Raw genomic sequence first — 12,629 nt, 5'->3', positions numbered from 1 at the left:
TCCCGATGCCTGCTGCCTATTCCATCCAGGAACACAAGTTCGACATGGTCGTCGTCGGCGCCGGTGGCGCCGGCCTGCGCGCCACGTTCGGCCTCGCCCAGAAGGGTCTGAAGACCGCCTGCATCACCAAGGTCTTCCCGACGCGTTCGCACACCGTCGCAGCGCAGGGCGGCGTGGCCGCCGCGCTCGCGAACATGGGCGAAGACGACTGGCGCTACCACTTCTTCGACACGGTGAAGGGCAGCGACTGGCTGGGCGACCAGGACGCGATCGAATACATGTGTCGCGAGGCGATCCCGGCGATCGTGGAGCTCGAGCACTACGGCGTGCCGTTCTCGCGCACCGAAGACGGCCGCATCTACCAGCGCCCGTTCGGCGGCATGACGACGCGCTTCGGCGAAGGTCCGCCCGCGCAGCGCACCTGCGCCGCGGCAGACCGCACCGGCCACGCGATTCTGCACACGCTCTACCAGCAGTCGCTGGCGCACGACGCGCAGTTCTTCATCGAGTACTTCGCGCTCGACCTGATCATGGACGCGGACGGGTCGTGCCGCGGCGTCCTCGCGCTCGACATGGCGTCGGGCACGCTGCACCTGTTCCGCGCGCACGGCACCGTGCTCGCGACGGGTGGCTACGGCCGCGCGTACTTCAGCGCGACGTCCGCGCACACCTGCACGGGCGACGGCGGCGGCATGGTGCTGCGCGCCGGCCTTGGCATGCAGGACATGGAGTTCGTGCAGTTCCACCCGACCGGCATCTACGGCGCCGGCTGCCTCATCACGGAAGGCGTGCGAGGCGAGGGCGGCATCCTGCGCAACAGCCAGGGCGAGCGCTTCATGGAGCGGTATGCGCCGAGCGTGAAGGACCTCGCGCCGCGCGATATGGTCAGCCGTGCGATGACGATGGAAATCCGCGAGGGCCGCGGCGTTGGCGAGCACAAGGACCACATCCTGCTCGACCTGACGCACCTCGGCCCGGAAGTCATCCACGAGAAGCTTCCCGGCATCGCCGAGTCCGCGCGCATCTTTGCCGGCGTCGACGTCGAGAAGCAGCCGATCCCGGTGATCCCGACCGTCCACTACAACATGGGTGGCATTCCGACCAACTACCACGGCGAAGTCGTGCAGCTGCGCGGCGGCAATCCGGATGCGGTCGTGCCGGGCCTGTACGCGATCGGCGAAGCGGCCTGCGTTTCGGTGCACGGCGCGAACCGCCTCGGCTCGAACTCGCTGCTGGATCTCGTGGTGTTCGGCCGCGCGGTCGCCAACCGCTGCGCGGAGACGATCAAGTCCGAGATGCCGCACGCGCCCCTCGCAGCCGATGCCTGCGACAAGGCGCTGGGTCGCCTCGACGCGCTGCGCAACGCCAGCGGCGGTACGCCGACGGCGGTGATCCGCGACAAGATGCAGCGCACGATGCAGGCCGATGCTGCGGTGTTCCGCACGGGCGAAACGCTGGCGGACGGTGTCGCCAAGATGCGCGAAATCCATGCGTCGTTCGCGGACGTGCGCGTCAGCGACCGCTCGCTGGTCTGGAACTCGGATCTCATCGAGACGTTCGAGCTCGCCAACCTGCTCGACCAGGCGCTGGTCACCATCGTGTCGGCCGAGAACCGCACGGAGTCGCGCGGCGCGCACGCCCGCGAGGACTTCCCGGAGCGCGACGACGTCAACTGGATGAAGCACACGCTGTGCTGGATCGACGACGCGGGCAATACCCGCATCGACTACCGTCCGGTGCATTCGTACACGCTGACCAACGACGTCGCTCCGGTGCCGCCGAAGAAGCGCGTCTACTGACTTTCGCGTCCGCCGGCGACGGCGGACGAACCGGAACCGACCGACCATGGCCGAATTCACCCTCCCGAAGAGCTCGAAGATCCAGAAGGGTCGCCATTTCGCCGCCGCTGGCGCGAAGGCGCCTCGCGTCTTCAAGGTCTACCGTTGGAACCCCGACGACGGCCGCAACCCGACCGTCGACACGTACGAAGTCGATCTCGCCAGCTGCGGCCCGATGGTTCTGGACGCGCTGATCAAGATCAAGAACGAGATCGACCCGACGCTGACGTTTCGTCGCTCGTGCCGCGAGGGCATCTGTGGCTCGTGCGCGATGAACATCGACGGCACGAACACGCTCGCCTGCACCAAGGCGATCGACGACTGCCGCCCGGGCGAGGTCGCGATCTATCCGCTGCCGCACATGCCGGTGGTGAAGGATCTCGTGCCGGATCTGACGCACTTCTATGCGCAGTACGCGTCGATCAAGCCCTGGCTGCGCACGCAGAGCCCGACGCCCAGCGATCGCGAGCGCCTGCAGTCCCCGGAAGATCGCAAGAAGCTCGACGGACTGTACGAGTGCATCCTCTGCGCCTGCTGCTCGACCAGCTGCCCGAGCTACTGGTGGAACGGCGACCGCTACCTCGGCCCGGCGATCCTGCTGCAGGCCTACCGCTGGATCGTCGACTCGCGGGACGAGGACACGGGCGCACGCCTCGACGACCTCGAAGACCCCTTCAAGCTCTATCGCTGCCACACCATCATGAATTGCGCGCGCACCTGCCCGAAGGGGTTGAACCCGGCGCGTGCGATCGGTGAGATCAAGAAGCTGATGCTCGCGCGTCGCGTCTGATACGCGACGCCATGGACGTCCGCGCGATCTACCTGCCGGGCTTCGCGATGGTCGTGCTGACGGCCATCGTCTGGTGGCGCATGTACACCATGCGCATCGCGCAGATGAAGCGCGAACGCATCCATCCGCAGAAGGTGGCAACGTCCGCACAGGCCGCGGCGCTGCTCACGGATAGTCGTGCGGCGGACAATTTCCGCAACCTGTTCGAGTTGCCGGTGCTGTTCTATTTCGGGCTGGTCGTCGCCGACCGGCTCGATCGCGTCGACACCATCAGCGTCGCGCTGGCGTGGTCGTTCGTCGCGCTGCGGATCGCGCACAGCGTCGTCCATGTCAGCTACAACAAGGTCATGCATCGCTTCATGGCGTATGTCGCGGGTGGCGCGGTGCTGTGGCTGCTGTGGATCTACATCGCGATCGGGCTGTTCGTCCGATGAGCGAGGACGTCGAACTCAAGGCCCTGCGCTGGCGCTGCCGTCGCGGCATGCGCGAACTCGACCAGTTGCTGGAGCGCTGGCTCGATCGGTGCTGGGCGGCATCGTCCGACGCCGAACGGGAAACATTCCGACGGCTGCTCGCCACCGAGGACGATAAGCTCTGGCGCGCCTTCCTCGGACACGAACGCCTCGACGATGACGAAACCCAGGCTCTCGTCGAACGTATCGCCGCCGTTGCGCGTTGACCTCGGTCCGTCCCGCGCATTGTCCATCGCACTGGTAGCCATTGGCGTTGTCGCCGGCGTCGGGCTGTTCCTGACCGATCTGCCGATCGTCGCCACGTGCGCCGCTGCGCCTGCATGCGCGCTTTGGGGGTTCGTACTCGCCCGCGGCGAACGCGCACGCATGACACGCCGGTTCGTGCTGCACGCGGACGGGCGCGTGGTCGTCGACGACGCACCCGCCGAGGACTTGCGCGTCGACTGGCAGGGCCCGGTGGCCTCGCTCACCTGGACACGCGACGCCCGCCGCCAACGGCTCGTCGCCTGGCCGGACGTCCTGGACGCCGCCCAGCGACGTGAACTCCGCCTGTGGGCCCTCACGCGGCTTTCCCGCGCGGCCCCAGCGGCAGTGGCACCATAGGCGCCCCCCGGAACAGGCTCCGCATGTTCACGCCCATTCCCGTCGCCATCGGCCTGCGCTATCTGCGCGCCAAACGCCGAAATGGCTTTATCTCTTTCATCTCGCTAGCGTCGATCCTCGGCATCGCGTTAGGCGTGGCCGCGCTGATTACCACGCTCGCGGTGATGAGCGGCTTCCAGCGCGAGATCCGCGATCGCATGCTGCAGATGGTCGCGCACGCCACCGTGAGCGGTTATGGCGAGCCGATCCAGGACTGGCCGCGCGCGGTCAACAAGGCGCTCGCGGACAAGCGCGTCGCGGGTGCCGCGCCGTATGTCGAGGCGCAGACGCTGCTGTCCGGCCCGCGCAAGCAGCCTGCGATCGTGCGCGGCATCCTGCCGGACCAGGAACGCCACGTGTCGGTGCTGGCGTCGAAGATGGTGCAGGGCAAGCTCGACGACCTGAAGCCCGGCTCGTTCAACATCGTGCTCGGACGCGAGCTCGCGTTGTGGCTCGGCGTGAGCGTCGGCGACGACGTGGTGATGATCACGTCCGAAGCGCTGACCACGCCGATCGGCGCGGTGCCGCAGATGAAGCGCTTCCACGTCAGCGGCGTCTTCGAAGCGGGCTACAACGAATACGACCGCGGCATGGCGTTCACGTCGATGCAGGATCTGCAGCGCGTGCAGCGCATGGGCGATGGCGTCACCGGCGTGCGCCTGCGCCTGCACGACATGGACCAGGCGTGGGTGGTCGCGCGTGATCTGGCGCTTTCGCTCGGCGGCGCCTACCGCGTCAGCAACTGGGCCGACGAGAACGCGAACATGTTCCGCGCGCTCAAGATGGAGAAGACGATCATGGCGATCCTGCTGTCGCTGATCGTCGCGATGGGCGCGTTCAACCTGGTGTCGTCGCAGGTCATGCTCGTGACGGACAAGCAGGCCGACATCGCGATCATGCGCACGCTCGGCCTCACGCCGCGCGGCGTCATGCAGGTGTTCATGGTGCAGGGCTCGCTGATCGGCGTGATCGGCACGGTGTCGGGCGTGATTCTCGGCGTGCTGCTGACGCTCAACCTCGAGCACATCCTGCACGCGATCGAACGCGTGCTCGGTGTGCAACTGCTGCCCGAGGACGTCTACTACATCACCGGCCTGCCGACCGACATGCAGCCCAGCGACGTGATCATCATCGCGACGACCGCGCTGATCATGGCGTTCCTCGCGACGATTTACCCGGCCTGGCGCGCGTCGCGCACGCCGCCGGCGGAGGCGCTGCGCTATGAGTGACGTGCGCTCCGACGTGGTGATCCACGCGCAGGGCCTCGGCAAGACGTACGCCGAGGGCAAGCTGCGCACGCCGGTGTTCGACGGCCTCGAGCTCGAAGTCGTGCGCGGCGAAACCGTCGCGATCCTCGGCGCATCCGGCGCGGGCAAGAGCACGCTGCTGCACCTGCTCGGCGGCCTCGATACGCCGACGGCGGGCGAGGTCTTCGTCGAAGGCCGCAAGATGAGCGCGCTGTCCGACGCCGAGCGCGGCCGCCTGCGCAACAGCGCGCTGGGCTTCATCTACCAGTTCCATCATCTGCTGCCGGAATTCACCGCGCTCGAGAACGTGATGCTGCCGGTGATGCTCGCCGGTGTCTCAGCGAACGAGGCCCGCAAGCGCGCGACGACGCTGCTGGAATCGGTCGGACTCGGTCATCGCCTCGGCCACAAGCCCGGCGAACTCTCCGGCGGCGAGCGCCAGCGCGCGGCGGTTGCGCGTGCACTGGTCAATCGACCCGGCTGCGTCCTCGGCGACGAGCCCACGGGCAATCTCGACGAGAAGACCGCCGCGACCGTGTTCGACCTGATGCTCGGCCTCAACCGCGAGCAGCGCACGAGCCTGGTGCTGGTGACGCACGACCGCAGCCTCGCCCGTCGACTCGACCGCGTGCTCGAACTGCACGAAGGCCGATTGCGACAACTCGCGCCGGACGAGGTCTAGTCCGGCATGAACGCGGCAAGGACGCCGCTCTCCTCTCCGACGGTCGCGGTCGCGCTGCTGGCCGGCGTGTGCGCGTGTCTTGCGTTGCCGGTCGTCGTGCCTACCGCGATGTCGGCTGCATTGCTCGCGGCGGGCATCGCCGTCGCGGTGTGGCGGTCTCGTCTTCGCTGGGTCGGTGCGCTGCTCATCGGGTTCGCGATCGCGAGCCTGCATGCCGCGCACGCGCTCGCCGTCCAGCTTCCTGCCCAGCCCGCGCAGCAGGAAGCGGCGATCACGGGCCGCATCACCGACCTGCCGCGTCGCGAACCGCGGCGCACGGCGTTCGTGTTCGACGTCGACGGGTCCACGCTGCCGGCGCTGCAACACCGAACGCTGAGGCTCGCCTGGTACAACGACCGTGGCGGTGACGCCCCCGAGCTTCATGCCGGCGAACGTTGGCGCTTCATCGTGCGCGTTCGCGCGCCTCGGGGCCTCCGCAATCCGGGCGGTGCCGATGGCGAGATGCATGCATTCGCCGATCGCGTCACGGCGACCGGCTACGTGCGACGCGGCGAGTTGGTCGATGTGGCGGCGGGCCTGCAAGCCTGGCGCGATGTGACGTCGACCCGGATTGGTGCCGAGGTGGCCAAGCCGTCCTCGCGCTTCATCCGCGCGCTGGCGCTCGGCGACACCCGCGACCTGACCGACGCCGACTGGACGGTGCTGCGCGCGGATGGACTGACGCATCTCGTCGCGATCAGCGGGTTCCATGTCGGCATGGTCGGCAGCGTCTGCGCGCTGCTGGTGCGACTGATCTGGTGGCTCGCGCCGATGCTCGGGCGCCGCGTGCCAGCACGACTGGCCGCTGCGGTTGCGGGGTTCGCCGGCGCAGCCGCGTACGCAGCGGCTTCCGGCTTCTCGCTGCCGACCGTGCGAACGCTAGTGATGATTGCGGTAGTCGCCATCGCACAGCTTTCGCGACGCGCGATCGGCATGACGCATGTACTCGCGCTCGCCGCGATCGCGATGCTGCTGGTCGACCCATTGTCGGTGCTGTCGGCCGGCTTCTGGTTGAGCTTTGCGGGCGTCGCGTGGCTGCTGTGGTGCATGCCGCGCTCGGGCACGTCCGCCGTGCGCGAACTCGTAAAGGCGCAGGCCGTCGCAACCGTGGGGCTGCTGCCGTTGACGGTGGTGCTGTTCGGGCAGGCGTCACTCGCGGGGCCCATCGCCAACCTCGTCGCCGTGCCGCTATGGAGTCTGGTCGTCGCGCCGGTGTCGGTCGCTGGTGTTGCGCTCGATCCGTTGCATCCGGCCGCTGGGGCCGTCGCGTGGCGTGTCGCAGCATGGGTGTTCGACCTCGCCTGGCCGTTGTTCGAGCGACTCGCGGCGACGCCGATGTCGCTGTGGTACGTGCCGGAGCCGTCTGCCATCGCGATCGTCCCTGCGCTGCTCGGTGCAGCGTGGTGGCTGATGCCGCGTGGCACGCCCGGGAAAACGCTGGCCATCGTGCTCTGGCTGCCGCTGCTATGGCCCGATCGCCACGCGCCGGCGACCGGCGACCTCGAAGTCACCGCGATCGACGTGGGGCAGGGCTTGTCCGTCCTCGTCCGAACGCACGATCACGCGCTGCTGTACGACATGGGGCCGGCGGTGCCCGACGGCTTCGACGCCGGCGAGCGCGCCGTCATCCCCGTGCTCCACGCGCGCGGCGTGACGCGGCTGGATCGGATGGTCGTCAGCCATGCGGATCTCGACCACGTGGGCGGCCTGGCGTCGGTTCGACGGGAGATGCCGTCTGCGGACCTGCAGGCGCCGCCCGGGTCCGGTGTCGACGGCTCGCGGCCCTGCGTCGCGGGCCAGTCGTGGACGTGGGACGACGTGCGCTTCGTCTTCCTGCATCCGCCGCCGGAGTTTCCGTACCTCGCGAACGATTCGAGCTGCGTGCTGCGGATCGAGAGTCGCCACGGCGCCGTGCTGCTGACGGGCGACATCAGCAGCCTCGTCGAAGCCAAGCTCGTCGCCGAGGCGCCGGACTCGATCCGCGCTGATGTCGTCTTCGTCGCGCATCACGGCAGCCGGCATTCGTCCGACGCCGCGTTCGTTCAGGCGACGGGCGCGCGTGAAGCGGTGTTCTCGACCGGTCACGCCAATCGCTTCCATCACCCCGCGGATGAGGTGGTCGACCGCTGGCGTGCGGCCGGTGCGCGGACGTGGAACACGGCCGACGAGGGTGCCGTCACGCTCAAGCTGAAGCCCGGCGGCATCGAGGTGACCGGACAGCGGGACCCGCGGCGCCGGTTGTGGGACGCTGCGCGGCGGACGCCCACGGACGCTGGGCTATCCTATCGACGCGACTGAACGCCCTCTGGAGGGGACGTGCTCGAACTCGTGAAGTCCGGCGGCTGGCCGATGATCCCGTTGCTGCTGCTGTCGGCGCTCGCGCTGGCGCTCATCGTCGAGCGCGGCTGGACGCTCCGCCGCAGCCGCGTCATGCCGGCCAAGCTGGGCGACGAAGTCCGCGTGTGGGCGGCGCGGGGCAATCTTGACCCCGCGCATATTGAATCGCTGCGGCAGACCTCGCCACTCGGCGCGCTCCTCGCCGCCGTGCTCGACATGCGCAACCGCTCGCGCGAGGTAATGCGCGAACGCGTCGAGGACGTCGGTCGCCACCTCGTGCACCGCATGGAGCGCTACCTCAACACGCTCGGCACGATCGCCGCGGCGGGCCCGCTGATGGGCCTGTTCGGCACCGTCGTCGGCATGATCCAGATGTTCCTCGGCATCCTCGACTACGGCATCGGCGACGTGAACCAGCTCGCTGGCGGCATCGGCAAGGCGCTGGTGTGCACGGCGACGGGCATGATCGTCGCGATTCCGGCGCTGGTCGCGCACCGCTGGTTCCGCGGTCGCATCGCCGAATACATCATCGACATGGAGCACGAGGCGATCGCGCTCATGGACGTGGTCGAAGCGCGCACGCAGCGCCCGGCGCCGCAGGCCGCCTGACATGCGCATCGGCGGGCATCGTCCGGTCGACGAACCGGAGATCAACCTGGTTCCCCTGATCGACGTCATCCTGACGCTCGTCATCTTCTTCGTCGTCACCGCGACGTTCGATGGCCGCTCCGCGCTCAAGCTCGAACTGCCGAAGGCGAGCGGCGAGAGCACGAACGCGCGGGATCCGCTGACGGTGCTGGTGAACGCGCAGGGCAAGTATTTCGTCGGCGATCGTGAAGTAATCCGCGACGACGCGGCCTCGTTGAAGGCGACCATCAACGAAGTCGGTGGCAGCGATCGCGACCGTCCAATCATGCTGCGCGCGGACGCCCGCACGCCGTACCAAGCGGTCATCACCGCACAGGAAGCGCTGGGCCAGCTCGGCTATCGTCACATCCTGCTCGCCGTCGCCACGCCGACCGAGAAGAAGGCGGCAGCGAAGTGAGCGACAACAGCTCGGCCTGGCCGACCTATCGCCGTCTCCAGCAGTTCGGCAAGCCGTATCGCGCGCTGATGATGGTCGGCTTTGTCGCGATGGCGATCGAAGCCGCGGCGGGCGGCCAGTTCACCCGGCTGATGCAGCCGATCATCGACAAGAACTTCGTCGCGCAGAATGCGCGTTTCGACTGGACGCTACCGCTTCTGATCGTCGCGCTGTTCATCGGCCGCGGCATCGCGGGCTACATCACCGACATGGCGATGGCGCGCGCCGGCCGCAGCATCGCGCGCGACCTGCGCGTGCGCGTGCTCTCGAAATACCTGCGTCTGCCGGGCCTGCGCTTCGATAGCGAGCCGGTACCGTCGATGCTGACGCGCCTGGGCTCCGACAGCGATCAGGTGGCACTCGCCGCCGTCGATGCATTGAAGGTGATGCTGCAGCAGTCGTTCCAGGTCATCGCGATGCTCGTGGTGATGCTGTGGGCGAGCTGGAAGGTGACACTCGCGATCCTCGTGCTCGCGCCGCCGCTGGGCTGGATCATGGACAAGGTCGGCCGCCGCTATCGGCGCATCGGTCATCGCATCCAGGAGAGCGGCGCGACGCTCCTGCAGCTCGCCGACCAGTCGCTCGGCAACCATCAGGAAGTGAAGGTCTACGGCGCGCAGGGCGTCGAGACTGCGCGCTACCAGGCGCAAGCCGACAGCTATCTCAAGCTGTCGCTGAAGGTCGAATCGACGCGCTCGATCTCGTCCGCGATGGTGCAGCTGATGGGCGCGATCGGCTTGGCCGCGCTGCTGATCCTCGCGGGCCACGAAGCGGCGCAGGGTCGACTCACCGCGGGCGGTTTCGTCGCCCTGATGATGTCGATGATGGCGATCATCCCGGCGATCAAGCAGCTCACCAACGTGCAGGGCATGTTGCAGCGTGGCGTGGCCTCGGCTGACCGCCTGTTCGACGTGCTCGACATGCCGGACGAAGTCGATACCGGCAGCGTTCCCATCGAACGTTCGCGCGGCGAACTCGAGTTCCGCGACGTGGTCGCGCGCTATCCCGGCCAGGCGGCGCCGGCGCTGTCGGACATCAGCTTCGTCGCGAAGCCGGGCACGGTGACCGCGATCGTGGGCCGCTCCGGCAGCGGCAAGTCGACGCTCATCAAGCTGATTCCACGCTTCTACGACGTCGAAGAGGGCGCGATCCTGCTCGACGGTCGCCCGATCAGCGAGTACTGCTTGGCCGACTTGCGCCGACAGATCGCGCTGGTCGGTCAGCAGGTGATGCTGTTCGATGGATCGGTCGCGGCAAACGTCGCGTACGGCGAGCTCGGCGAATCGACGCCCGACCGGCTGCGTGCGGCCATTGAAGGCGCCAATGCCGCGGAGTTCGTCGACCGCATGCCGGAGAACGCGGACACCGCCATCGGCGTTCGCGGCGGACGGTTGTCCGGCGGCCAGCGTCAGCGCCTCGCCATCGCACGCGCGATGCTCAAGGACGCGCCCATCCTGATCCTCGACGAAGCGACCGCTGCGCTCGACACCGAGTCCGAACGTCTCGTGCAGGACGCGCTTGAACGTCTGATGCCCGATCGCACGACGCTCGTGATCGCGCATCGCCTGTCGACCATCGAACACGCCGACCAGGTGCTGGTGCTCGATCACGGCCGCATCGTCGAACGCGGCACGCACGCCGAACTGCTCGCGCACGGCGGGCTGTACGCGCATCTGCACCGAATGCAGTTCCGCGAGGCCAGCTGATGGCCCGCGCGCCGCGCCATTGGTACGGCGACGCGCCCGTGCCGTTCGCGGCCCGTGCAGTCGAGCCGCTGTATCGCTTCGTCACGCTAGCCCGCGGTGCGTTGTACGCACGCGGTGTTTTGCGTTCGCACAGGCCGGGTGTGCCCGTCGTGGTTGTCGGCAACATCACCGCGGGCGGGACCGGCAAGACGCCGCTGACCATCGCGCTGGTCGAACGCCTGCGCGCCGCCGGTTGGATGCCCGGGGTTGCGAGCCGCGGCTACGGTCGCGACGGATCCGCGCCGCTGTGGGTCGACGACGCGACGCCGGCGCATCTCGCCGGTGACGAGCCGCTGCTGATCGCGCGACGCACGGGCGCGAAGGTCCGTGTCGATCGCGACCGTGCCCGCGCCGCGGGTGAGCTCGCGCGCGCCGGCTGCGACGTCATCGTCTGCGACGACGGCCTGCAGCACTATCGGCTCGCGCGCGATGTGGAAATCGAAGTCATCGACGGCGCGCGGCGCTACGGCAATGGTCGCCTGCTGCCGGCGGGCCCGCTGCGGGAGCCTCCGGCGCGTTCGCAGCGATGCGATTTTCGCGTCGTCAATCTCGGTGATACGGGGCAGGGCGACACGGGCTTCGGTGAATGGCCCGTGCGGCTGGTCCCGAGCGACGCGATGCCGTTGCAGGGTCGCCGCCCGCGCCCGCTTGCGGCCTTCGTGGGCCAGCGCGTGCATGCCGTGGCGGGCATCGGCGACCCGTCGCGCTTCTTCCACATGCTCAAGGCACGCGGGATTGCCGTCGTTCCGCATGCGTTCGCCGACCACCACGCCTACCGCGCGGAAGACCTCGCATTCACCAGTCCGCTGCCGGTGCTCATGACCGAGAAGGACGCCGTGAAGTGCGCCGCATTCGCGCCGGAGCACAGCTACGCGGTGCCCATCGCCGCGGAGCTGCCCGAAGCGTTCTGGACGGCATTGCTCGACCGCCTCGACCGTTTTCGCAGGACGCCCGCATGACCGACTTCGTCGTCGCCATTCCCGCCCGTTACGCGGCGTCGCGCCTGCCTGGCAAGCCGCTGCGCCTGCTCGGTGGCGAGCCGCTGGTGCTGCACGTCGCGCGTCGTGCGCTCGACGCGGGCGCGCGCGAGGTCTGGGTCGCGACCGATGACGATCGCATCGCCACCGCGCTGAGCACCACGGGCGTACGCGTGGCGATGACGTCGCCCGATCACGCCTCGGGCACCGACCGCCTCGCCGAGTGCGCGCGTACGGCCGGTTGGAGCGACGACACGATCGTGGTGAACCTCCAGGGCGACGAGCCGTTCGCGCCCGTCGCGGGCGTCCGCGCGGTCGCCGGATTGCTCGAATCGTCGTCCGCGCCGATGGCCACGCTCGGCGCGGTGATCGACGACGTCGAGCAACTGCTCGACCCGAACGCGGTCAAGGTCGTGGCCGACGCGACCGGCCATGCGCTCTATTTCAGCCGCGCGCCGATCCCGTGGCCGCGCGACGCGTTTGCACGCTCGCGCGACACGCTGCCCGCAGTCGGCCCGTGGCTGCGCCATATCGGCATCTACGCCTATCGCGCGGGGTTCCTGCAGACCTTCGCGGCGATGCCGCCGGGCCGTCTCGAGGCGATCGAATCGCTGGAGCAGCTGCGCGTGATGGAAGCCGGTTACCGCATCGCCGTCGCGACCACGCCGGAGCCTTTCCCGCCCGGCGTCGACACCCCCGAGGACCTCGAGCGTGCGGAGCGCCACCTCGCGACGCTCGCACGCTGAACGCGCGCAGGCGGCATGGACGCGCGCGT

Annotated in this window: 13 protein-coding genes; all 13 read left to right on the top strand. The window is 68.7% G+C overall.

The window, feature by feature from the left end; all coding sequences use genetic code 11:
- Nucleotides 1-5: 5 nt before the first annotated feature.
- Nucleotides 6-1,799, top strand: a complete 1,794-nt coding sequence (gene sdhA, locus EVS83_RS10375; protein ID WP_133500973.1) for a succinate dehydrogenase flavoprotein subunit — start codon at nt 6-8, stop codon at nt 1,797-1,799.
- A 46-nt stretch (nt 1,800-1,845) separates the two neighbouring features.
- On the top strand, nt 1,846-2,628 hold the full coding sequence (locus tag EVS83_RS10370; protein WP_133500972.1) for a succinate dehydrogenase iron-sulfur subunit: 783 nt from the start codon (nt 1,846-1,848) through the stop codon (nt 2,626-2,628).
- A gap of 11 nt (nt 2,629-2,639) precedes the next feature.
- Nucleotides 2,640-3,062, top strand: a complete 423-nt coding sequence (locus EVS83_RS10365; protein WP_133500971.1) for an MAPEG family protein — start codon at nt 2,640-2,642, stop codon at nt 3,060-3,062.
- Nucleotides 3,059-3,307 (top strand): FAD assembly factor SdhE, encoded by a 249-nt coding sequence (locus EVS83_RS10360; RefSeq protein ID WP_133500970.1) that lies wholly within the window; start codon nt 3,059-3,061, stop codon nt 3,305-3,307. The genes EVS83_RS10365 and EVS83_RS10360 overlap by 4 nt, the downstream gene beginning before the upstream one ends.
- 19 nt (nt 3,308-3,326) lie before the next feature.
- The gene (locus tag EVS83_RS10355; protein ID WP_133500969.1) at nt 3,327-3,704 is read left to right on the top strand and encodes a hypothetical protein; all 378 of its coding nucleotides are present in this window, start codon (nt 3,327-3,329) and stop codon (nt 3,702-3,704) included.
- Nucleotides 3,705-3,727: 23 nt separating this feature from the next.
- Nucleotides 3,728-4,972 (top strand): lipoprotein-releasing ABC transporter permease subunit, encoded by a 1,245-nt coding sequence (locus EVS83_RS10350; RefSeq protein ID WP_133500968.1) that lies wholly within the window; start codon nt 3,728-3,730, stop codon nt 4,970-4,972.
- A complete protein-coding gene (lolD, locus tag EVS83_RS10345; RefSeq protein WP_166636874.1) occupies nt 4,965-5,672 on the top strand; it encodes a lipoprotein-releasing ABC transporter ATP-binding protein LolD in 708 nt (235 codons plus the stop codon). Before EVS83_RS10350 ends, lolD begins: the two co-directional genes overlap by 8 nt.
- A gap of 6 nt (nt 5,673-5,678) precedes the next feature.
- Complete coding sequence (locus tag EVS83_RS10340) at nt 5,679-8,009, top strand: DNA internalization-related competence protein ComEC/Rec2 (protein WP_133500967.1); 2,331 nt, start codon at nt 5,679-5,681, stop codon at nt 8,007-8,009.
- An 18-nt stretch (nt 8,010-8,027) separates the two neighbouring features.
- Nucleotides 8,028-8,657: a MotA/TolQ/ExbB proton channel family protein gene (locus tag EVS83_RS10335; protein ID WP_133500966.1), complete on the top strand. Its 630-nt coding sequence runs from the start codon at nt 8,028-8,030 to the stop codon at nt 8,655-8,657.
- A gap of 1 nt (nt 8,658) precedes the next feature.
- A complete protein-coding gene (locus EVS83_RS10330) occupies nt 8,659-9,093 on the top strand; it encodes an ExbD/TolR family protein (protein WP_133500965.1) in 435 nt (144 codons plus the stop codon).
- A 68-nt stretch (nt 9,094-9,161) separates the two neighbouring features.
- Complete coding sequence (msbA, locus tag EVS83_RS10325; protein WP_133501002.1) at nt 9,162-10,838, top strand: lipid A export permease/ATP-binding protein MsbA; 1,677 nt, start codon at nt 9,162-9,164, stop codon at nt 10,836-10,838.
- Nucleotides 10,838-11,836, top strand: coding sequence for a tetraacyldisaccharide 4'-kinase (gene lpxK, locus EVS83_RS10320; RefSeq protein WP_133500964.1), 999 nt, complete (start codon nt 10,838-10,840; stop codon nt 11,834-11,836). Before msbA ends, lpxK begins: the two co-directional genes overlap by 1 nt.
- Nucleotides 11,833-12,600, top strand: coding sequence for a 3-deoxy-manno-octulosonate cytidylyltransferase (gene kdsB, locus EVS83_RS10315; protein ID WP_133500963.1), 768 nt, complete (start codon nt 11,833-11,835; stop codon nt 12,598-12,600). The genes lpxK and kdsB overlap by 4 nt, the downstream gene beginning before the upstream one ends.
- Nucleotides 12,601-12,629 lie beyond the last annotated feature (29 nt).

Origin of the sequence: Cognatilysobacter terrigena (genome assembly GCF_004361065.1) — a bacterium.
GTDB classification, from domain to species: Bacteria; Pseudomonadota; Gammaproteobacteria; order Xanthomonadales; family Xanthomonadaceae; genus Cognatilysobacter; species Cognatilysobacter terrigena.
Note: the sequence above shows the minus strand (reverse complement) of the source record. Positions and strands in the feature narration are given on the sequence as shown.